Raw genomic sequence first — 21,655 nt, 5'->3', positions numbered from 1 at the left:
TCTCCCTCCTACGCCTTTCTCGCCATCAGTTTGTATTTCTGTTCGTTGCGGCGTTGGTAATAAGCCAGCAATCGGCCGAACAGCATGGCGCAGAACCAGTAAATAAACGATACGGCCAAATACGTTTCAAGCAGCGTAATCCCGTGCCTGCGCTGGATCATGATTTGTGCCTGGCCCATCAGATCAATGACGCCGACGGTGAATACAAGCGACGATTCCTTGAAGATCGTGATCGCGTTGTTGCCGACGATCGGAATGGCGATGCTCAGCATCTGCGGAATCAGAATGCGCCGCAGCGCTTGGGTATACGACATGCCGATCGCGCTCGCAGCTTCATGCTGCGACGCGGGTACGGCCAAGTAAGCCGAACGGATCACCTCCGATAACACCGCGCCGCAATGCAAGGCGAAGGAAATGACCGCGAACGTAAAGTTGCTCCACGAGCTGACATCGATGCCGATAAGCGGCAACAGCTTGGGCAAACCGTAAAAAATCAAAAACAACTGGACGATGCCGGGCGTGCAGCGCATAAACGAAATATACGCCACAATGGCTTGCGACAAGACCGGAATGCGGAAGATGCGAGCCAAAGCGAGTACGAAGCCGAGCGAGATGCCTCCGATCAGCGTCAGGACGGTAAACGACAACGTCAGCGGCAGCTTGGGAAGAAGCTTCCAAAAGGCGTTAACAAGCTCGGTGACATTAATCATTTGAACTGATACGGCTTGTTCACCGTTTCAAGCGACTGGAACATGTCGATGCCGAACCATTTGACGGAAAGCGCAGGCAGCGTGCCGTCTTTGATCATTTCTTTGGTTACTTCGTCAAATCGCGTCGCAACCGCCGATTTATTTTTGTTGAACAGCACCCAGATCGGCTCCTTCGAGACAAAAGTGGCGATTTTGAGCGGCAGCTTCAACTGGGCGTTAACGTTGTCGAACACGGTCTTGTTCGTCAGGTAAGCGTCGTAGGTGCCTTTGGCTACCCATTGCACCGATTCCGCGTCGGTCACGGCATCGATATCGTTGAACAAAATCGGGTTGTCGGTGTTTTTCTTGTTATAATCGACGACCAGCGTGCGCAAGCCGGTTGATGGACTCATCGGCGTCAATTTTTTGCCCCGCATGTCGTCCAGGCTGTGAATATCGTTGCGGCTGTCTTTGACGATCAACGCGTTCAGTGAATATCCGTATTCCGTCTGGCCGAATAAATATTTCGCTTCGCGCTCCGGGTTGCGGTAATAGAAGTTGGCGGCCAAATCATATTTGCCCGTCTCTACGCCGACCAGCATCGCTTCGCGGGCGATTTGTTCGTACTCGAACTTGATTTCCGGCAGACGCTCGTCCAATAGCTTCAAATATTCGACTGTATAGCCTTCCATGATATTTTTTTCGTTCAGCGAACTGAACGGAGGATTCGGCACCGCGTTTTGCGCCACTTTCAATACGGTTACATTGACGGGAGCAGCCGACGGCGAGCCGCTGGACGGTGCCGGAGAAGCGCTTCCGCTTGCGCTGGGCGAACTGCCCGAAGAGCCGCCGTTCGAACTGGTGCCACATGCCGAGAGTGCCATTACCGCTGCGAGAATCGAGGCTGTCCAATACTTTTTCATATTCATTCTCCTTTGTTGTTGTTCAAGATGCGGTTGCCGATAAACGCTTTTGTCCGCTGCTGTTGCGGGTTGACGAAAATCTGCTGCGGTTCGCCCTGTTCGACGATGTGCCCGTTTTCCATAAACACGACCTGGGTAGAAATATCTCGGGCAAAATTCAATTCATGCGTGACGATTATCATCGTTACGCCTTCCCGGGCGATCTGCTGGATTACCTCCAGCACCTCCCCGACAAGCTCCGGGTCAAGAGCCGACGTCGGCTCGTCAAACAAAATGACTTCCGGGTCAAGCGCCAGCGCCCTTGCGATGCCGACCCGCTGCTGCTGGCCGCCGGACAGCTGCGACGGATAATGATCGGTTTTGTTGGCCAGGCCGACTTTGTTGAGTAGCGCGAGACTTTTGGCCTTCGCCTCTGCCTTGCTCATTTTTTTTACGACCAGCAATCCTTCCATGACGTTTTCCAGGGCGTTCTTGTTGGCGAACAGGTTGTACGATTGAAACACCATTGCGGTTTTGCGTCGCAGCCGCAAAATGTCATGTCGTGTCAGTTTGTCGACATCGACCTTGACGTCACCGATGGCGATCCTCCCCCGATTGGGACGCTCCAGCAAGTTGATGCATCGGAGCAGCGTCGTTTTGCCCGATCCGCTGGGCCCGAGAATCGAAACAACGTCTCCGCGCCGGACCTGCAAGGAGATGCCTTTCAACACTTCCTCCGCACCGAATTTTTTGTGAATATCCTCTATTCGGAGCATACCTCTCTCTCCTCCTCCTCCTTCGACTGTCATTCCCGACGCTCTTTTCAGGTTGTCGCGTACCGATTGCGGACGAAATCAAGCCCCAGATTGCCGCGCAGCGTATTCGCCTCGTATTCCTCCCGGAACAAGCCGCGCTCGCGCAAAATCGGCAATACAAGGTCGATAAACTCGCGCGTACCTTCATAGTAAGGCGGCCAGACGAAGAAGCCGTCGCAGGCTCTTCCTTCGAACCAGGCCTGCATGCGGTCGGCAATTTGTACAGGCGTGCCGACGAACTGGGATTTGGGCGTGCCGTAACGGAATGCGGCTTGGCGCAACGTCAGCCCTTCCTGCTTGGCGGCGTTTTTGATGCGATTGGCCATATAGCTGTATCCTTCGTTCCCTTCGCTTTGCAGATCGGGGAACGGCGCATCCGGGTCGAACTGAAACAAATTGACATTTTTGAAAAACAGCTTAATTTCGGTTAATGCTTCTTCATAAGTAATGTAGGACAGGATGTCGCGGAACTTGGCTTGCGCCTCATCTTCCGTTCGTCCGATGACCGGATTCAGGCCGGCGAAGATAAGAATGTCGTCTTCTTCCCGCCCGACGTTTACGACGCGCTCTTTCAAATCCTTGTAAAACACGTTTGCCTCTTCAAAGGTAATCGGAGTCGTATAGACGCCTTCCGCATATTGCGCGGCAAATTGTTTGCCTGCCTCGGATTGACCCGCCTGGAATATAACTGGCTGCCCTTGTGGGGAACGGTTGATGTTGAGCGGACCGCGCACCTTGAAAAATTCGCCTTCATAGTTCAACGCGTGCAACTTGCTTGGATCATAGAAAATATTGTTCTTTTTGTCGTAGCTGAACGCGTCGTCTTCCCACGAATCCCACAAGCCCTGTACGATGTCCAAATACTCTTTGGCCCGTCGGTATCGTTCGGCATGGCCGTAATGGACGTCGCGGCTGAAATTCAGCGAAGCGCCGCTGAGCGCGGTTGATACGACGTTCCAACCGGCGCGGCCGCCGCTTATTTTGTCAAGCGTCATGAACTGGCGCGCCACGTTGAACGGTTCGCTGTACGAGGTCGAAAGCGTGCCGACCAACCCGATTCGTTTGGTAATGGAAGCGAGCGCGGACAGCAAGGCAATCGGCTCAAACTGATTGAGCGACTTAGGCGCGCTATGTTCGTCGAAGTACAGGCGGTCGGAGAAAAAGATAAAATCGAATTTAGCCGCCTCCGCTTCCTGTGCTTGTCGAATGTGTTCGGCAAAATTAATATTGCCGTCCGGCGGCACGTTCGGGTGCAACCAGGAGGTGCGATAGTGACCGATGCCGAATACGCGGGCACCCAATTTTAATGTTCGGTTACGTTTGTTCGTCATTGCGTGTGTCTCCTTCCGTTGCTGCATATCTGTATTTCAACACGCCTTCTTGCACCGTTTGCTCAATTATTCCCCGCGACAGCGCATAACGAATGCGCGAGATTGTTTCCGTGAAATGGAACCGCTTCTGCACCAATGACGGCACGGGTTCAAACACATCGTAATACGCCTCGTAGGCGGACTTCCACTCGCCCCCGATCAATTGCGCTTCTACCTTGCGCTGGCGCTCGGCGTTCAACTGCCTCAGTTTTTCCAGTCGCTCGGCAAAATGGGAGAACGGCTGGTGATGACCGGGAAAAGCGAGCTGAACGGCATATGGCTGCAGCTTGTCGAGCGAATCAAGGAAGCTGCGGATCGGGTTCGTATCGAACTCGTCCGATACGTAACAAGTATCCGGCAAGCTGTCGGGCATCACCTGGTCGCCGACGAAGATTGCCTGCCATTCCCGGCTGTAAAAGGCGTTGTGTCCGGCGGCATGTCCCGGAATGCCAAGCACCTCGAGCTCGATGTCGCCGACTCGCACCTTGCCGCCTTCATCCAGCACCGTCAAAGACGGCTTCGGCAGCACCCGTGAAATGCTGCTGTCCCATTGTTCGCGCAACTGCTCCACCAGCAGCTGCGGCAAGCCGTTGCGGTAATACGTGTCCAGGAACAGCGGAACGAGCCGCCGCCCTTCTCCCCAAATGCCTTCAATCTGTCGTTTGGCGACGGTCGAAATATAGACGGGAGCGCCGGACTGCTGCTGAAACCAGCCGGCTAAGCCGTAATGATCCGGGTGGTGATGAGTAACCAATATTTGGCGTATCTTTCCAAAGTCGAGTCCGATCCGCGGGCCTGTCTCCTGCCAGAAAGCAACGATTTCCTCCGTATTAAACCCTGGATCGATCAAGGTAAACCCGTCTCCGTCCGGCAGCACATAACTGTTCATCCACGGCGGATTGCCCATGGGAAGGCGGATCTGATAAATCCCGTGCGAATGCAACGTATAGTCGCTCATAACAGACACCTCCGTTCATATATTTGTATTCATATCGTTTTTCTTGGTTATTGGATACGCGTTAACCGGATCTCAGTTGCTTATAGGCTTCTGCCAAACGCTGAATGCCAAGCTCGATTTCGGTTGGCGAGCTGTACGTGAAACACAATCGCAGCGTATTCCTGCCTTCGCGGTTGCCGTAAAACGCGCTGCCGTCCAGCACACTTACGCCATGCCGCTCCGCAAGCCGCGTCAGCTCGGAAACATCCGTAGGCTGCGCGAAGCGAACACAAAGGAAAAATCCTCCTGTAGGCAAACGAACTTCGATAACATTGCCAAAATGTTGTAACAGCGCCGCGACCATGACGTCCCGTTGCGCCTTGTATTGCGACCGGATCCGATCCAGATACGATTGGAAATCGTTGTTTTGCAAAAAAGACGAGACGATCTCTTGCATATACGGGTTCGTTTGCGAACCGCTCATGAATTGCTGGACGTACTTGAGCAATACCGGCGGCACTACGGCCCAGCCCAGACGAACGCCGGGGCCGACGATTTTGGAGAATGTGCCGATATGAATGACATGCTCGGGAGCGAACGTATGGATTGCTGGTTCGAATGCATCCGAGTAGTTCAATTCCATATACGCATCGTCTTCCAAAATATAAAACCCGTACGTCTGTGCCAATTCGGCCAGTTGGCGCCTGCGCTCAACGGTCAGACAGACTCCCGTCGGATTCTGAAAATTCGGCATCACATAGAGCAGTTTCGGTTGCGCTTCGCCCATCTGCGCCCTGCGCTCCAGTTCCTCCCGCAGCGGCTCGACCAAAATGCCGTCCCCGTCTATTTCAAAAGAGCGGATCCGCTCTGCGCCGGCAAGACGGAACATGCGCAACGCTCCGAAAAAGCTTGGATTTTCCACCCATACCTCGTCGCCGGGGTTGCACAAGATGCGCGCTGCAATCTCAATCGCCTGCGCCGCGCCCACCGTTACTTTGATCTGCTCGGGCGGCACTCGGATGTCGATTTGCTCGAGTCGCCCAGCGATCCAATGGGGTAAATACGATATAGCTGAGCCGCCGTAATAATGAAGCCCCTTGCGCCCTTGCTCGAGCGTAGCCTGCCTGGCCGCTTCGGCCAGTTCCTGAATTGGAAACAGATCTGAATGGGGAAAGCCGAAAGACAGATGGACATGATCCGGATCGGCATTTTTCGTGCCGCCCAAGGTGCGGGTCGTTTGCAAATAGCGGTTGTACGAATAATCAACCGGCATACGGAATTCCTCCTAACTGACAGTGCCCCATTTGGCCGCCCATTCGTGAACCTTAAATTCGCGAACTCCATGAATGGCAAACGGAGAACGGGATACAATAAGTTCGACTTCGGCTTGCGATTCGCCGCGGAAAATGATTAACCCGAGAGAGCCATCGACGAATTTGCCATTAGCGATAATCGCTCCTTGCTCGCGCAAATCGTCGAGATACTTCATATGATCGGCAAAATATTGCTCTTTCTTAGAATTGTCCGCCTCGGTTACAAAAACGACAAAATACGACAAAATTCTCACATCTCCAATCGTAATAATACTAATCTATACCGCAATTCTGCATGTGCGGCCTGAAACAAATTAAAACCAACGTTGCCTCTGGGAAGCAGCTTGAAGATCAGCAGCATGCCTTCATCACCAACGGCTAAAAGCGTCTCTTTGATGGAATAGCCAAATAAGAACGAACGCGAAAAAGGCGCACCCCATATGTTTCCCGCTTCAGTCGGGAACGAGATGTGCCTTTGGTTTTCCAATCGGCCATTCCTTTAATTCTATAACCTATAATACCAATATGTCAAGTATGAATTAAGAGCTGACGACGGTATTACCTTCAACACGCGTTTCCGGCGGAGCGGGCGGCGGCGTCATTCACGCGATGCCGCCGCTCCTATTACCGACAGGCTGGTTCTTTATAGGATTCAATACAATGTTTTCACCGCTTCGATCGTAAAGGGGAGCAGCTCGTCGAGCCGGCCGTCGCGAATCTTGCCGGCCCACGCGGGATCGGCCAATATGGCCCTTCCGATGGCTACCAGGTCGAATTCTCCACGCTCCAGCTTTTCAAGCAGCCCGTCGATCTTGGTAATATTCGAGCCCTTCCCTTCTGTAAAGAAACTCATCACTTCCGTTTCCAAGCCGACCGATCCGACCGTAATCGTCGGTATTCCCGTCAACTTTTTGACCCATCCGGCCAGATTCAGCTCGGAGCCTTCGAACTCAGGCTCCCAGAAACGGCGGGTGGAACAGTGGAACATATCGACGCCTGCCGCGGCTAACGGCTCCAAGAACTGATCCAGTTCAGTCGGCGTTGCCACCAATTTGGCCTTATAGTCCGTCGACTTCCATTGCGAGAAGCGCAGGACGATCGGGAAGTCCGGACCGACGGCGCGGCGGCAAGCTTCGATGACTTCGACCGCAAAGCGGGTGCGCTTTACCATGTCGCCGCCATAACGGTCAGTGCGCGGGTTCGTTTTCTCCCAAAAAAATTGGTCGATCAAATATTGGTGTGCGCCGTGAAGCTCGATGCCGTCGAAGCCGAGCCGCTTGGCTTCGGTCGCCGCCTGAGCGAAGGCCTGCACGATGACGGCAATATCTTCAACTGTGTACGCGCCGACTTGGCCGCGGGCTCCCATATGCCAAATCTGCGGGATGATCCGCCCGCCCGCCTCGTGCACATTAGCCACGACGTTCATCCAACCGCTTAATGCGGCTTCGCCGTAGAAATGAGGCACATTGGGCTGATTGGACGAATCTGGATGATCGATGATCGTGCCTTCGGTCACGATCAATCCAACGCCGTTCTCCGCCCTGCGACGGTAATAAGCGGCTACATCCGGACCCGGCACGCCTTCCGGGGAGAACTGGCGGGTCATCGGCGCCATGACGATACGATTGGGCAACGTCAGTTTTCCGGTTGTGAATGGTTGGAACAAAGCTTGAACGGATTTCGAATAGGTCATAGGAACCTCCAAATGGGTTTAATGTCTAATGAACGCGTTCTTGACTGTTAAGTCAAGATTACGGCAAAAAAAAAAAAAAAAAAAAAATGATCCGCAAAGGCTTAGAAAGTTACACAAGGCAAGTCTTTGGAGCAAGCCTCACCTCCCTTATTGAAAGTCTTTTTTTGACCGCGCGGTCAATAAAAACGCAAAAAAACTCGCGACGCATCAAGCGTTTCGCCCGCCCCGACGGACATAGCCGGAATCGACCGTGCCATCCTGTCGTCTCGCATTGTACGAGCGAGCATGCTATCGGCACTGCTATGTCCATTAACAGAAATCGCAGCGGCGAATCCCATCATCCATTCACTGGCTCCGTCTGCCTTCCCTCCGCAGCTTTCCCGGATTGACTGGCTCTATTGGGCGTTCTCCGATACCATTAGCGCAACTGTCGTACGCAGCACCCCTGCGATTTGCTCCCGGGAAGCGCCCGACTTCTCCATCAGCTTCGCCCCGCTAAGCGCGTTGTTCAGGTAAACGGCGAGCTCCTTGCCGGATTGGCGAACTGAAATGAGTCCTTGCTGCTGGCCGTCGCGAATGATCTTCTCAAGAATACGCTCTACCTGTTCGAACATCAACATGACTTCGCGGTTGACTTCCCGATCGTCGTCTCCGAATTCCAGCGAGGAATTAAGCATGAGACATCCCCGACGTAACGCTTCATCGTTCTGATACAACGTAGCGTCGCAGACGGCCTCCAGCTTCTTCAAGGGCGACACCTCCTGGGAGGCTAGTTCTTCCAGACTCGTTATGCTCCGTTCGCGATAAAGCGCCAACGCCTTTAGGAATAAATCCCGCTTGTCGCTGAATACGCAATACAAGCTTTGCTTCTTCACTTGCGTCGTGCGGGTCAAATCTTCATAGGAAGTCGACTTGAAACCTTTCGTCCAGAACACTTCCATGGATTGGTGGAGCGCACGATCGACATCGAATTCTCTTGGTCTGCTCATAGGGGCATCATATCAATTCTTGACCACAAAGTCAATAACTTGCCCCGAGTCGACGCGGCTCGCTTCCCCGATGCTAACGAGCCGGCGTATAGAGCCTTTTATGAGATGTTCGAGATGTTCAATCTACCCACTGGGATCATGTAGAATACTGCCGCGTGCGTCGTCCTAGGTACCTGTTCCAGTTTCTCGGCTTATTCCATCTTCTTATCCGATTATTAATCCGATCAACAGAAGGACTTTAGTAGAAACGCATTATCTCGTTAAAAGTTGCCATCGACTGCTGAACAAAGAAACAAGGCTTTATCAAGCCCTGTCAATTGGATTTCATCTCACTATATTTTGTAACCATATTCCTGAACTTTACCCAGTCCTCAAGTTCTTTTCGATTTTGTTTAGCAGTTCCTCGTTCATCTTCTGCCCCTTCTTATTAATGCTACATTGTCATCGCTTAACTTTATAAAACTCATGGTACAACTTCATGAGTGCTCGTTTCTCGATCCGGGATACATAGGAACGGCTGATGCCAAGCTCTTTGGCAATTTCACGTTGTGTGCGCTCCTCACCGCCATGTTCCAGACCAAACCGGCCGACGACAACTTCTTTTTCGCGATCGTCCAATATATCAAGGTTCTTATAAATCTTCGACTTTTCGATTTTCAACTGCACTTTTTCCGCCACATCGTCTGCTTCCGTACCGAGAATGTCGATTAATGTGATTTCGTTGCCTTCCTTATCCGTTCCGATCGGGTCGTGCAACGAGACATCTTTGCGGGACTTTTTCAACGATCTCAAATGCATTAATATTTCATTCTCAATACATCGAGCCGCAAAAGTAGCCAATTTGGTACCCTTGTCAGGCGAGAACGATTCAATCGCTTTGATCAAACCGATTGTCCCAATCGAGATCAAATCTTCTAAATCCTCTCCTGTATTATCAAATTTTTTTACTATATGCGCGACTAATCGTAGATTATGTTCAATTAGCAGATTGCGCGAATGCTGATTGCCTTCGGCCATCAGCTTGAGGTGCTTCATTTCTTCGATTTCTGATAACGGCTGGGGAAATGCATTGTTCTTGACATATGAGACGAGCAAGGAAAGCTGTTTGATGAATAATGCGATTGCGGCAAATAATCCAGGCACGACTGTCACCCCTTAGAAGTGTTAGTATCAGTTTATGTGGGCTATCGCCCTGCCGTGCCTGTTCGAAGGAAAAATAACTAATTATCCTCAAAAGGGATCATCTTTTTGTCTTTGGAACCTGCATCCTTTAATAAGTTGAACTTTCGATATCATACAACATCTTTTTGCTCGTTGTTATCTTGCAGCACACCTAGATGGCCGAGTACAGTTAAAGCCATACATTACATCGGTTCCTGAATCGGGCCCCCCTTGATGTGCTCACGCGAATGCAAGCGTTCCGGCAGGAACAGCACGCTGCTTTACAGTCTATGTGGGCGGCGGCCCATTTGTGCCTGTACGGGGAAAAGGAAGCAAGCTGCGGCAAAAGCGAGATTTCTCCCCCCGCGGTCTGGTATCTGGTATAATGGATCAACATCCACTACTGCATAAAAAGGAAGGAACCGGTCTCATGTATAAATTGGTTGCCATCGATATTGACGATACGCTGCTTACGGACGACCACCGCATTACGGAAGGAACGAAAGAGGCGCTGAAACGGGCGAGCGAGCGCGGCGTTTTGGTGACGCTGGCCACGGGCCGCATGCATGCGTCGGCCAAAGACATTGCCGCCCAGCTCGGCATGAACGTGCCGCTCATTTCGTATCAGGGCGCGCTTGTCCGCAATCTGCAGGACGACAGCATTTTATATGAACGCAACCTCAGCCGGCCGATTGCCGAAAGCATCTTCGCTTACGCCGCCGAACACGGGCTTCATTTGCAAGCTTACTACGACGACCAGTTGATCGTGCCGGTCGACAATGATAAAGTGCGCGCCTACGCCAAGCTTTCCGCGATTCCGTATACGGTCGACCCCGATTTTGCCAAATATGCGGCTTTGCCGATGACGAAGCTGCTTATCATCGACGAACCGGATGTGCTCGACGAACACATCCCGGTGCTGAAGCAACAGCTTGGCGCCGAAGCGCACATCACCAAATCGAAGCCGAACTTCCTCGAATTCATGCATCCCGAAGGCACGAAAGGCAACGCGCTGCGTTTCCTGGCCGAACATCATTGCGGCTGCACGCTGGCAGAGACGATCGGCATCGGCGACAGCTGGAACGATCTCGACTTGGTCGAGCTGGCCGGACTTGGCGTGGCGATGGGCAATGCGGTTGATCCGCTCAAGTTGGTCGCCGATATCGTCACGTTGACCAATAACGAGGAAGGCGTACGCCATATCGTGGAAACGTATATTTTGCAAGCCTGATCCCGCAACACGACGAACGGCCGACTGGATGGTGCTATCATCCGATCGGCCGTTGCCGTGACTGCTCCCCGCGGCTTCGGACCGTTTGGGATCAGGCCATTCCTTTGGTATAATATGGACAACCCGCGAACGGAACGGACACTTTGCTCTGGAGGAGGCCGCTGCTCGAATGGAAACCGCAATTGCCGCGCTTTGCGCCGCTCTCGTTTGCATCCTGTACCTGCTGCTGGAGCTGTTCCGAACAGCCCGCTTCAATCGTCGGCTGCTGAATCCGCTCAAACATGCCGTTCAGCGTGAGCCGGCACACTTGTCGAACCGACGCATTCGGACACATTATGCCGAACTTTATAAGTACCGCAGCGCCTATTCGCAGCTCACCCGGGAAGAGCTCGGCTACCGGCTGCTTGCGCTTCGCGCCATGGAAGCGTCTCCGCTGCTGTGGCAGTCCGCGGCCGAAGTCGCCTTGTCGGCACTGTTTCCGGCGGCCGCTTTTGGGCTCGGCATAGCGGCTGCCGTTCAGGAGCCCGCGTTTTCCTGGTTCGTTTGGCTGCTGGCCGGCATCGCATTCGGTATCGTCGTATCGCTGTTCGCCGCGTTCCGACTGCATCGCAGAAGCAAGCTGAACATGCACCTGCTGCTCGCCGAAGATGCGCTCCGGGCGAACGGACCGCAATTGTTAACCGCATATGAATCATTTTAATCCGAAACTAATCGAAACCTTATATGCACTTAAACGATTGGCCTTACAATAGGGGCAAGAAGGGTAAGTGGAGGTGGAGACCATGACGAAAGCGGCCATCGCATACAAAAATAAAACGATTCCCGTTCATCGGTACGAAGGCTGCAGCATGACGATGGAGATGCTCCGCGGCAAAATGATGGATATGCAGTACGATTTCGACTTTCGCCGCAAATTGAAGGAAGTGCTGTTCATCGAAATGATTGGCGGTGTCGCCGTGTTCAAATACGCGGACGGCTCCAAGCTGTATCTCGCCGTCTCATGACGGTTCGTCGCAATGGGGGGACGGCTTAGCGCTCGAATTTGTAGCCGACTCCCCATACGGTTTTAATATGCCTGGGTTCCTTCGGATCTCGTTCGATTTTGCGTCGCAGGTTGACGATATGCACATCAATCGCCCGGTCGGTCACATAGGAGTCGAACCCGCGCACCGCCTGGATCAGCTCTTCGCGGCTGAATACTTTGCCGGCGTGCTCGACGAACAGCCGCATGATTTCAAATTCCGAATACGTCGTTTCCACGGTCTGATTGCCGACCGACATCAACCTGCGCAGCGGATCGAGCTTGATCGCCAGCGGCTCCCCGCTTTCCAGCGTCGCTGCCGTTTCCGCTCCGGCAATCGGGATGCCGACTCCTCCGGCCATCCGGCTTCTGCGGATAAGCGCTGCCGCCCGGGCTGTCAGCTCGCGCATGCTGAACGGCTTGGAGATGTAATCGTCCGCCCCCAGCGCAAACGCTTTCACCCGTTCCGATACTTCCGATCGCATTGAAACGATCATCATCGGCACCCGCGTCATGCTGCGAATTTGCGCACAAAGCTCGAATCCGTCAACATCGGGCAGCACCAAATCGAGCAAGATAAGATCCGGTTGGTACGCCTCGATTTCGGTCAGCCCTTCCGTTCCGTTCTCCGCCCGCTTGACCTCGAACCCCTCTTCGCTCAAATACATTGCCAGCATTTCGCCGATCATCATATCGTCTTCAATGAGCAGCACTTTGTCCATCGGGACCTCCATGAGCGAAATGTTAGTCAAATGTTAGCAAATCGCAAGACGATTGCAAGGCCGAACGGAAAAAGCGCGAATTTCGTCGATATTTCCACTATACACCAACGAATTATGAGCGTCTATGAGCAAATTGTTAGCTTTTGATGAGCACCTCTTTCACAAAGCAGCCGCCGAGCGAACGAGTGGCTCCAGCGCCGCTTCCAGCCCGCCCAGCTTGACGTCCGGCCGATCGTCCAGCTCGCCGCGCATTAGCGCCGTTTCCGCCGCTTCCGTTTCGGCGACAAGAGGCAGCGCAGATAAATTCGCTGCCGCTCCTTTCAGCGTGTGCAGCAGTTTCCATGCCGCATCCCGGTCCCCTCGCCCCAGCGTATCGCGCAGACGAGCGATAAAATCGCGGTACTCCGCTGCAAACAACTGCAGCATGCGAAGCAAAATCGTTTCGCGATAGTTCACCCGCTCCAGCGCTTCCTCCAGATCGATGCCGATTACGGCGGCAAGCCGGGGGTGATCGGGTCCGACCGGCGGCTTCTGCCTGACAGCGTCCCGGGCGGATTCCAGCCTTTCCCGGCGATAGAAAGTCGCTTCGGCAATCGCCGCATAAAGCGCTTCGGCATGGAACGGTTTCGTCACCAGGCCATTCATGCCGAGGGCGCGGCAGCGGTCGCTGCTCAGCTTCTGCACGTCGGCCGTCATCGCGATAATCGGCAGCCGGGCCCAGCGCGGATTGGCGCGAATGGCCGCCGTCGCCTCGTAGCCGTCCATCTCCGGCATGTGGATGTCCATGAGCACCACATCCCATTCCGCATCCCGCGCAAGCAAATCCAGCGCCTCGCGACCCGTGCGTACGACACGAACCGTATGCCCCTGCATCGCGAGCAAACCAACCGCCACTTCCTGATTGATCGCATTGTCTTCCGCCAGCAAAATGCGGATGCCGCTTGTTGCCGCGGCGAAGCCCGGCTGAGCCGAGACCGGCAGCAAGGCTCCGGCTGACGCTTCCCGTTCCGCTTGCCTGCCCAGCAGCAGCGCGTGAAGGCAACGAATCAAGCTGCTGCGCGTAAGCGGCTTGACGACGATCGCGGCCGGACGGTAACGTTCCGGCTGGCGCAGCAGTTCTTCCCGGCCGTACGCCGTCGTCACCGCCAGCACCAGGACGCCGGCCCGATCCGCTTCGGCTTTGAAGGTTTGCCAAGTGTCGCTTCCGTACATGTCGGGAGCTTCCATATCGACAAACGCATAGCCGAACCGGCGTCCGTCGTCTGTGAGCAACTCCCGCAGCGCTTCACGCCAGCTGTCGACCGGCTCCGGCACTAAACCTATTTGCGCCAGCATACCGGCCAGATGGCGCCGCATGCGCGCCGAATCTTCCACCAGCAGTGCCCGCAGCGGCGGCGGCAGCGGCAGCCCGGGAGAGACAGTCGGACTTTCCGGCAATTCCGGCGGCAAAACGAACGGCAGCGCAAACGAGAACGTGCTGCCATGTCCGATTGCGCTGCTTACGTCAAGCTGGCCGCCCATCCGTTCGATATAGTGACGGGTAATGACCAGCCCTAGCCCGGTCCCGCCGTATTTGCGATTCGTGGAGCCGTCCGCCTGCGTGAACGGCACGAACAGCTTCGCCAGCTGTTCCTGCGAGATGCCGATGCCGCTGTCTTCTACCGAAAACCGCAGCGCCGCCTGCATGGAAGGCAAGTGCGCCACTTCCAGCTTGATCGCGATGAATCCTTCATGCGTAAATTTGATCGCATTGCTGCACAGATTGAGCAGCACCTGCTCCAGCCGCAGCGGATCGCCGATCAGCACGTCCGGCACCGCCGCGGGAACGTCGAAGATCACGTCGAGCTGACGACTGCCGAGCAGCACGCCAACCGTGCCCGCCAGCCGGCGGATCAGTTCGTCCGGACGGAAGCGGACGCTTTCCATCTGCACCATGCCGGCCTCGATTTTCGAAAAGTCGAGAATATCGGTAATAATTTGCAGCAGGGCATGCGAAGAAGCCGACATCTTCTCCACATAATCCAACTGCAGCTCGCTTAGCTCGGTATTGCGCAGCAATTGCTGCAAACCGATAATACCGTTCAGCGGCGTACGAATTTCATGGCTCATCCGCGCAAGAAAATCGCTTTTGGCCCGATTCGCTTCATCCGCTTCATCTTTGGCGCGCAACAAGTCGGCCTGGATTCGTTTCTGTTCGGTAATATCGCGGAAAATGCCAACCGTGCCCGTCATCCGTCCGTCGGGATCGACCATCCGGGTCACGTTAAGCGTAACGGGAATCAGCGTTCCGTCCCGGTGGACATATTCGCGCTCTTCATCATAGGAGCGCTGGTGCTGCAGCTTGCGGCGAAGCAGATCCACGGCCTCCTGGATGGTGACCTCGGTTTCGGCCGACTTCCGGGCCGCCTTGGCTTCCAGCAAGTCCGGATCGTGGAATACAAGCGGCGTTTGTTTGCCGATCACATCCTCGGCCTTCAAGCCCAGCATCGACTCCGCCTTGGCGTTAAAATAAGAAATGACGAAATTCGCATCGGTGCCGACTATCGCATAATCGTTCTGGTTGAGAATCGCCTCCAGCCGCTCGAACATGTTGCGCAAATTGGCGGCCATGCCGTTGACCGAACGGGCCAATGCGCCGATCTCGTCGTCTCCCGCATCCCGCAGCTTGCCCGCGTCGAGATCCCCGGAAGCCACTTGCTCCGTTACCGTGAGGATACCGCGAATGCGGCGCATCTCTCTCGTCAGAATGACATAAACGAGCAGAGCGAGCAGCAATTCGGCCAACAAGACGGCCAACGCGGTGATCCAGAACAAGGTCGCCACCGGGCGGCGCAGCTCGTTCGTCGGCGCTTCCAGCGCGATTTTCCAACCGGTATGGGCCACTTTGGCGTAGAAGACGGTGCGATTGCCCGATTGAAACGAACCGGATTCATCGCGAGCGGACACCAGGTCTTCAATGTAGGAAGCGCTGCGATCGACCTGCTTCCCGTTCGCTTCGTAGATGACGGTCGCATCCTGCTGCTCGACATACACATGATCGTTCAGCCCCAGCGTAAAATCGGCAAACGGCTTTAACGTATCGTCGACCAGGAAAGCGGCGCTCAGCACACCCACAATCGTATTGTCCATCGCATAAACCGGCACCCGGATCGTAAAAATAAAATACGCCGTATCGTCCTTGCTGATGAAAGGGTCCGACACGACGCTGTTGCCGCCAAGCGCCTCGCGATACGTTGCTTCCTCTCCGACATCGATCACTTTGCCGCTGGTCAGCAGCATCTTGCCGTTTCGATCGGCGAAGCCGAGCGACACCGTTGGCGCCGCTCCGCGTCTGTTTTCGCCGGTCAAATAGTCCAGCTTGGCCTGACTGGTTCCCGAACGCATGACATTCGTATTGCTCATCACCGTCACTTCCGCGAGCCGGGTGGCGATCCAGGCACCGAGGTTGTTTGCTTGCGAGGTTACCTTCATGCCGGCATATTGCTCCAGCGACTGCATGATGCGGGACTTGGCCGCATAATAATTGCTTCCGCCGACGAGCGTCAAACAAACGCCCGTAAGTGCCAGAAGCAGCACGATCAGGCGGGTGCGCAGCGAAGTTTTCATGAGCGGATTCCTCTTTCGTAGCGGAAATCGAACGCGATCCGGCGAAAGCTCCGGCTCCGGTTACCGGCCGAACGAAAATTCGAGCTTAAACTGCCGCGATTCGCCGGGCGCCAGCGACTGCAAGGTGCCCCGCCGCCTTTCGGCCGGGCGCCCTTCGACCAAGGCGTTGGCCGGTTCGATGCCCAGCGCATAGTTGCCGGCAACCGGGCACTTCCACTGGATCAGGCATGGCAGCGTGTCAGCCGAATAAGCAAGCTGTACGGAAACGCCAAGCGCCGCGTTATCCAACCGGACGGTTTGCCGGGGGGACTGCGTAGCTGGCCGGTGATAAAACACGTTTTCGCTGACGCCGATTTGCGCCGCTTCGAATGTATACGCTTCCTCCGCGCCGTAGCCTTCATCTCTCGGTACGATCGTACCTTCGGGAAACGTCAGCCGCAGATCCGGACCGACGAACGGAAACCCGAAATTGCAATGATACAGGACCATCAAGTCGCAGGGCGCGAATCCGACGTTTTCCACACGGTCAGTAACCGTAATCGCATTGACGCCCAGCCGGCTTTCAATCGTTCTGGTCAGCTCCAGATGTTCACCGAAGAAACTCGCCTGACGCACCGTTCCCGTAATGCGCATCTCGTATTCGTCGCCTTGCCAGGAAGCGGAAACGCCAAGCTTCTCTGCGGGAATATGCGAATAACGGCCGTGCAGGCCAAGTGATTCCCCATTCTCCACGGCGGGAGAGCCCATGCTCGTCAACCCGCAAGTCGTCATCAGACCACCCGGAAACGTGCGCAGCCAGCCGGTTCCCTGGGGCTCGTAAAACATCGGATGCGCGTCGCCGACTGCCGACTGGAACGTCAGCGGCACGCCGCCAAGCTCGGCGTAAGACAGATCGAGGCCGCGCGACGGGGTGACACCGTACACGAGGCCTGCGCCCGTCCGTACTTGAAATTGTTCCACGCCGCGTTCGAAGCCGTCGCTCCATTCGTACCGGCGGATGCCGCCGACTTGTTCGACTCGCCCGACATGGGCGAGCAGCTCTCGTTTCGTATAGTCGCGGCCAAACAGTCGCGTCATTCTCAGGCTCCCCTTTCCCGATCAGCGGGATATGATAGTTTTCGGGATTACTTGTCCCCCTAATCATAAACAGGGAAGCGGCTGCGTACAAGAGTGTACGAGCCGCTTTTTCAAGAATAAATCACGATGCCGGCCAGTCCGGACATCAGGAGCACGACGACCGGGTGCAAGCGAAACCGGATTAGCGCAAGCAAGGCGCCGATCAGAATCAGAAACGCCACCAACCCTTGCCAGGCGAAAGTGCCGAGATACCCTCCATTCATACCGAACCGGATCGCCGCATAAACAATCAAACCGCTAACGACCGGGCGCAAGCCGTAGAAGACGGCTTGTACATGCCGATGCCGATGGATTTTGTAAAAAAAAGCCGCCAGGATGATGACGATGATCAGCGAGGGAAGCACGATGCCTGCCGTGGCGCTGAGCGCTCCTGCCAGGCCAGCCGTTTTGTAGCCGACGAATACCGCGCTGTTCGTGGCGATCGGCCCCGGCGCCATCCCCGCGACAGCAACCGCGTCGGTAAATTCGGCGGGAGTCAACCAGCCGTAAGCGACGGCATCTTTTTCGATGACGGGGGTGATCGCATACCCGCCGCCGAACGAAAAACAGCCGATCTTGAAAAACGTCCAAAACAACTGCCATAACGCCATTCGTTTCCCCTCCGCTCGCGCCTGGTGTCAGGTAGCCGGACTAGCCGGACGGATCAAATCCCGTCTGCAACAAAATAATCGGGTACGATGTAATACCCGCTGTCGTCGATATGCAGCGATTCGTCGCCTTCGCTGCCAAGCTTGACGGACATGCCCAGCTTCTGCTTCAGCCAAACGACGGAGACCCCGTATAATGCGCCGGCGACGATCAAGAGCAGCGGATGAACCGGCAAAGCCAGCAGCAGCGCCACTGTAGCGACGGCTGCGCACAAGGTCGCCCGGTCGATAATCGAGGAGCGCGCCATCTTGTAGCCGGCATACAAAATAAGCGCGATAATGCCCGAACGCAGGCCGATAAACGCCGCCTCCACCTTGGCATTGTCGCGTGTGAAGGCATACAGGAACGACAGTCCGATCACGATCAGAAACGTGGGCAGCGTCATGCCGATCACCGCAACGATCGCCCCGGCCAGTCCGCCAAGCCGGAATCCGATAAAGGCGGCCGCATTGACGCCGATGCCGCCCGGCGCCGAACCGGCGATCGAAAGCACCTCGGCCATTTCCTTCTCGGCGATCCATTTGCGGCGCGCCACAACTTCGCGTTCGATCGCCGGAATCATCGCATACCCGCCGCCGAACGTAATCGGACTTATCGCAGCAAACGACAAAAACAGAAGCCACAGCTTCTTCCATCTATTGTCTGCCACTGCCACCATCGATCCGTTCATCGGCTCCGCCCCATTTTCAATCTTCTTGTTTCCAGTATACATGAGTTAATTTCATTTTGGAATAAAGATTTTTGGAAAAGGGGCAAATTATAAAAAAATCCGCATCCAGTGGCTGTGAATTCCGATTAAAACGAGGTGAATTAAAGGGGATATGAACTACTTTTTATTCATTTTGATTTTTAGTTGCCAAAATATCGAATACTTCGCGGAAGACAGCTTGCGCTTCTCCCGATTTGCCGGGCGGCATGTGCGGCAAAGCTACTGCCACCGCATACAGCGGCTTCGCCGCAGGTCCATAGCCGATAAACCATTGGCTGACCTGCCCTTTCGTGACCGGAGCCTCTTGAGCCGTGCCCGATTTCCCTGCCAGCTTCCATTTGGCGCGCTGCAGGCTTTGGCCGGTGCCGTGGTCGACGACGTCGCGCATCCAGCCGGCGAGCTTGACGGCCGTTGCCGGCGTAATGCCGTGGCCGCGTTTCACCCGATATTCGCGGTCGAAGGTGAATAACGGCTCGCCTGTGGCGTAAGCGATTCGCGATACGACGCGCGGTTCGCGCACGGCGCCGCCACCGAGCAGCGTTACGACCATATTGGCCGCGGCTAGCGGCGTCAGACGCACGTCGCGCTGGCCGATTGCCGTTTGCGCGCGCACGCCTTCGTCGTCCTGCAGCGTGGCCGGTTCGAACAGGCGGCATTCCTGCTCGGCGTCAAATTGCGAGAACGTTGCTTGCCCCGGCGTTTTGCCTTGCCAGCCGACTGTGCCGAGCACGCCGAGCTTGGCCGCATACGTTGCCAACTGGCGCGAGGACAGCGGTTTCATCGCTTTGGCAAACGCGATATTGCACGATTCGGCATATGCTTCCCGCAGCGTAATTTCGCCGTGGCCGCCCGGCTGCCAGCAGGAGAAGCCGAAGCGGCCCAGCTCGCCGGCGCATTCGAACGTGTCGCCGGAGCGAACCAACTTCTCGTCCAGCAGTGCCGCCGCGACCACGGTTTTGTAAATCGAGCCTGGCGGCATCGCTTGCAAAGCGCGGTTTGCCCAGTTGTCGGCAGCACCGATCGGTTCGTCCGGCGCAAAAGCGGGCCGGCTGGCCATTGCCACAACATCCGCATTCGCTGCGTCGAGCACGACGACCGCCCCTTCCGCGATGCCGCGCCGCTGCAGCATCGCTTCGATTTGCCGCTGCACTTCAAGGCGCAGCGTCGTTTCGATGCGCAGCGGGTATTTGTCGTTTCCTGGCGCCATGCGGCGATAATGCAGCCCGTTCAGCGGATTGTCGCGGCCGTCGCGGAACAAGGCGATCGAGGTCGCGCCCACGCCTTGCAAATAGGACTGGAACGTACGCTCCAGTCCCGCTGCGCCAATCTCTGCAGCTAGCGCCAGCCTGCCGCTGCTCAGCTCGTTTGCGAATTCCGTTCGCAGCCGCTCGGGGTGTTGGGCCATGAAGCCGACCAACTGCCCTGCCGCAAACGGCTCGGGGTATCGCTCGCGGAAGCTGGTCAATGTCGCCCCCGCGACATGAAGCTTCGCTGCAAGCTCGGCTTGCTCCGGCGTGAGCCGCAGCGGCTCGCCGTTCGGCTGCGGCCATAGCTGCGGCTGCTTGAGGTTGGCCGCGAACGACTGCCATTGTCGTTCGTTGGTGTGCAGCAGCCGGATCAGTTGCTGCCGTTCGTCGGCCTCGTCTGCCGCGGCGCCGGCCGTTGCCGGAAAGACGAGCAGCCCTTGTGCAGTGCGGCCGGTGATCGGGGAGCCGAATCGATCGTAGAAGTCGCCGCGCCCCGTATCGATCACGAACGCATGAGTGCGCTGTTTCACGGCAAACGCCGCCAAATCGCCGCCGGCCGGAGCCCAGCCGAGCATCGGCAGCACCTGCAGCACGAACAGCCTTCCGGCGTATAGCAGCAGCACTGCCGTTACGCCCAGCAAAAACAAAAATAGCCGCCGCTGGTCCATCGGTTTCACTCGCTTCCGCATTCTTGTTGCCTTCCTTCTCATTATGTCCGGCAGACGAAGGCTCATACGTCGGTGCGGCCGGTACAAGGATTAGGCGGGGCCAGCGCCGGCTAGCTTCTAGCGATAAGGAGGTGAGGCGAACGCCGCTGCGCGGGAGGGTTAGTTCTCCGATCGCTCTTGTTGCCGGATTTTTTTGATCTTCACCCCTTGGCGGTGAAAATCCGTCAACAAAGGCGACCGCTCCGCTTCTCCCTCTCACCTCATTTGAAAAGTAATTTTCCGGTTGTTCCCTCTTCCGGCTATCTTCAAGCGATAAGAGGGTGAGGCATTCGCCGCTGCGCGGGAGGGTTAGTTCTCCGATCGCTCTTGTTGCCGGATTTTTTTGATCTTCACCCCTTGGCGGTGAAAATCCGTCAACAAAGGCGACCGCTCCGCTTCTCCGAACCAACCCTCCCGCTCCGCTCTCCCTCTCACCGTAATTTTCCGCTATTCCTAAGCCGGACCATTTTACACAGCCCCCCATTCGCTGCAATGTAGGCTAGATTCTTGTTCAAGCAGTATCGAACAAGCGAAATGATCCTCAAAACCAACCATCTTTGCAAATAGCCCATAAGAAATGGCTTATTCAGATTATTTCAGCAATAATGTTGATGACGTACAATAGTGTGTGTAACCAAGATTTGGAGCCTAGCCAGGCAACAAAAAAGTAGGGTATTCTCGGGATGGTCAAAGTCACCAAGAAAGGAACCCTACTCGATGACTACTATAGCGGAAAAAGCATTCCATGATCTACTTGA

20 protein-coding genes are annotated in these 21,655 nt (G+C 55.5%); 3 read left to right on the top strand and 17 right to left on the bottom strand.

What is annotated here, in order from left to right; translation table 11 throughout:
• Window positions 1–8: 8 nt before the first annotated feature.
• The 11 genes from EXY20_RS00100 to sigK all read right to left on the bottom strand — a co-directional run bounded on the left by EXY20_RS00100 (window position 9) and on the right by sigK (window position 9,851).
• Window positions 9–710, bottom strand: coding sequence for an amino acid ABC transporter permease (locus tag EXY20_RS00100; protein ID WP_135546373.1), 702 nt, complete (start codon window positions 708–710; stop codon window positions 9–11).
• Window positions 707–1,612 carry a transporter substrate-binding domain-containing protein gene (locus tag EXY20_RS00095; RefSeq protein WP_167858900.1) on the bottom strand — a complete coding sequence of 302 codons (906 nt, stop codon included), beginning with the start codon at window positions 1,610–1,612 and terminating at the stop codon, window positions 707–709. The genes EXY20_RS00100 and EXY20_RS00095 overlap by 4 nt, the downstream gene beginning before the upstream one ends.
• Window positions 1,613–1,614: 2 nt before the next feature.
• Window positions 1,615–2,367 carry an amino acid ABC transporter ATP-binding protein gene (locus tag EXY20_RS00090; RefSeq protein WP_135546368.1) on the bottom strand — a complete coding sequence of 251 codons (753 nt, stop codon included), beginning with the start codon at window positions 2,365–2,367 and terminating at the stop codon, window positions 1,615–1,617.
• A gap of 47 nt (window positions 2,368–2,414) precedes the next feature.
• On the bottom strand, window positions 2,415–3,737 hold the full coding sequence (locus EXY20_RS00085) for an LLM class flavin-dependent oxidoreductase (protein ID WP_135546366.1): 1,323 nt from the start codon (window positions 3,735–3,737) through the stop codon (window positions 2,415–2,417).
• Window positions 3,721–4,734, bottom strand: a complete 1,014-nt coding sequence (locus EXY20_RS00080) for an MBL fold metallo-hydrolase (protein WP_135546364.1) — start codon at window positions 4,732–4,734, stop codon at window positions 3,721–3,723. The genes EXY20_RS00085 and EXY20_RS00080 overlap by 17 nt, the downstream gene beginning before the upstream one ends.
• Window positions 4,735–4,795: 61 nt before the next feature.
• Window positions 4,796–5,986 (bottom strand): aminotransferase-like domain-containing protein, encoded by a 1,191-nt coding sequence (locus EXY20_RS00075; RefSeq protein WP_135546362.1) that lies wholly within the window; start codon window positions 5,984–5,986, stop codon window positions 4,796–4,798.
• Window positions 5,987–5,998: 12 nt separating this feature from the next.
• Window positions 5,999–6,271, bottom strand: coding sequence for a YciI family protein (locus tag EXY20_RS00070; RefSeq protein WP_167858899.1), 273 nt, complete (start codon window positions 6,269–6,271; stop codon window positions 5,999–6,001).
• A gap of 5 nt (window positions 6,272–6,276) precedes the next feature.
• A complete protein-coding gene (locus EXY20_RS00065) occupies window positions 6,277–6,513 on the bottom strand; it encodes a hypothetical protein (RefSeq protein ID WP_135546358.1) in 237 nt (78 codons plus the stop codon).
• A 165-nt stretch (window positions 6,514–6,678) separates the two neighbouring features.
• Window positions 6,679–7,719: an NADH:flavin oxidoreductase gene (locus EXY20_RS00060; RefSeq protein ID WP_135546356.1), complete on the bottom strand. Its 1,041-nt coding sequence runs from the start codon at window positions 7,717–7,719 to the stop codon at window positions 6,679–6,681.
• A gap of 395 nt (window positions 7,720–8,114) precedes the next feature.
• A complete protein-coding gene (locus EXY20_RS00055) occupies window positions 8,115–8,708 on the bottom strand; it encodes a TetR/AcrR family transcriptional regulator (protein WP_135546354.1) in 594 nt (197 codons plus the stop codon).
• Between the two features lie 441 nt (window positions 8,709–9,149).
• Window positions 9,150–9,851 (bottom strand): RNA polymerase sporulation sigma factor SigK, encoded by a 702-nt coding sequence (sigK, locus tag EXY20_RS00050; RefSeq protein WP_135546351.1) that lies wholly within the window; start codon window positions 9,849–9,851, stop codon window positions 9,150–9,152.
• A gap of 448 nt (window positions 9,852–10,299) precedes the next feature.
• Between sigK and EXY20_RS00045 the strand changes: the two genes are divergently transcribed.
• The 3 genes from EXY20_RS00045 (at window position 10,300) to EXY20_RS00035 (ending at window position 12,104) form a co-directional block, all read left to right on the top strand.
• The gene (locus EXY20_RS00045) at window positions 10,300–11,100 is read left to right on the top strand and encodes an HAD family hydrolase (protein ID WP_135546349.1); all 801 of its coding nucleotides are present in this window, start codon (window positions 10,300–10,302) and stop codon (window positions 11,098–11,100) included.
• A 169-nt stretch (window positions 11,101–11,269) separates the two neighbouring features.
• Window positions 11,270–11,800 carry a hypothetical protein gene (locus EXY20_RS00040; protein WP_135546347.1) on the top strand — a complete coding sequence of 177 codons (531 nt, stop codon included), beginning with the start codon at window positions 11,270–11,272 and terminating at the stop codon, window positions 11,798–11,800.
• Between the two features lie 82 nt (window positions 11,801–11,882).
• Entirely contained in the window at window positions 11,883–12,104 is a 222-nt protein-coding gene (locus EXY20_RS00035) for a hypothetical protein (protein WP_135546345.1), read from the top strand.
• Between the two features lie 25 nt (window positions 12,105–12,129).
• On the opposite strand, the gene EXY20_RS00030 is transcribed toward EXY20_RS00035, so the two are convergent.
• The 6 genes from EXY20_RS00030 to EXY20_RS00005 all read right to left on the bottom strand — a co-directional run bounded on the left by EXY20_RS00030 (window position 12,130) and on the right by EXY20_RS00005 (window position 20,879).
• Window positions 12,130–12,843 (bottom strand): response regulator transcription factor, encoded by a 714-nt coding sequence (locus EXY20_RS00030; protein WP_135546343.1) that lies wholly within the window; start codon window positions 12,841–12,843, stop codon window positions 12,130–12,132.
• A 159-nt stretch (window positions 12,844–13,002) separates the two neighbouring features.
• Complete coding sequence (locus tag EXY20_RS00025; RefSeq protein ID WP_135546340.1) at window positions 13,003–16,449, bottom strand: response regulator; 3,447 nt, start codon at window positions 16,447–16,449, stop codon at window positions 13,003–13,005.
• A gap of 60 nt (window positions 16,450–16,509) precedes the next feature.
• Entirely contained in the window at window positions 16,510–17,526 is a 1,017-nt protein-coding gene (locus EXY20_RS00020) for an aldose 1-epimerase family protein (protein ID WP_135546338.1), read from the bottom strand.
• Window positions 17,527–17,636: 110 nt separating this feature from the next.
• Window positions 17,637–18,176 carry a chromate transporter gene (locus tag EXY20_RS00015; protein ID WP_135546336.1) on the bottom strand — a complete coding sequence of 180 codons (540 nt, stop codon included), beginning with the start codon at window positions 18,174–18,176 and terminating at the stop codon, window positions 17,637–17,639.
• Window positions 18,177–18,229: 53 nt separating this feature from the next.
• Entirely contained in the window at window positions 18,230–18,904 is a 675-nt protein-coding gene (locus EXY20_RS00010; protein WP_235885290.1) for a chromate transporter, read from the bottom strand.
• A gap of 163 nt (window positions 18,905–19,067) precedes the next feature.
• Window positions 19,068–20,879 carry a peptidoglycan D,D-transpeptidase FtsI family protein gene (locus EXY20_RS00005; RefSeq protein WP_167858898.1) on the bottom strand — a complete coding sequence of 604 codons (1,812 nt, stop codon included), beginning with the start codon at window positions 20,877–20,879 and terminating at the stop codon, window positions 19,068–19,070.
• Window positions 20,880–21,655: the final 776 nt, after the last annotated feature.

Origin of the sequence: Paenibacillus cymbidii (assembly GCF_004764705.1) — a bacterium.
GTDB classification, from domain to species: Bacteria; Bacillota; Bacilli; order Paenibacillales; family NBRC-103111; genus Paenibacillus_AN; species Paenibacillus_AN cymbidii.
Note: the sequence above shows the minus strand (reverse complement) of the source record. Positions and strands in the feature narration are given on the sequence as shown.